This is a genomic window from Streptomyces aureus, assembly GCF_001418135.1.
GTDB classification, from domain to species: Bacteria; Actinomycetota; Actinomycetes; order Streptomycetales; family Streptomycetaceae; genus Streptomyces; species Streptomyces aureus_A.
On the sequence record NZ_LIPQ01000181.1, the window covers coordinates 7,395 to 7,687 of the forward strand.

Sequence of the window (293 nt, forward strand, 5' to 3'; positions counted from 1 at the left end):
CTCCTCGCCGAACTCGTCGAGCTGACCCGTCTCCACCCCGCCAACGAACGGCTGCACGCCCAGGCGATGGTGGCCTTCTACCGCGCCGGACGGCAGTCCGAGGCCCTCCAGCTCTACCGCGGCCTCAGGCGCCGGCTCGTCGAGGAGCTGGGTCTTGAGCCCGCCCCGCAACTCCAGCGGCTGCACCAGGCGATGCTCTCGGTCGATCCGCGCCTGGACACCCCGGCGCACGGCGGCCGGCCGACACCGACCTTCGACCTCTACGCGGCCTGATCCCGGCCCCTGCCCTCCCT

At 73.0% G+C, this 293-nt stretch carries 1 protein-coding gene; it reads left to right on the forward strand.

Features of this window, described 5'->3' with window-relative positions; all coding sequences use genetic code 11:
* Positions 1-273 (forward strand): BTAD domain-containing putative transcriptional regulator (locus AOK00_RS40380; protein ID WP_301554212.1); only part of this gene is annotated, 273 nt, incomplete at its 5' end.
* Positions 274-293: the final 20 nt, after the last annotated feature.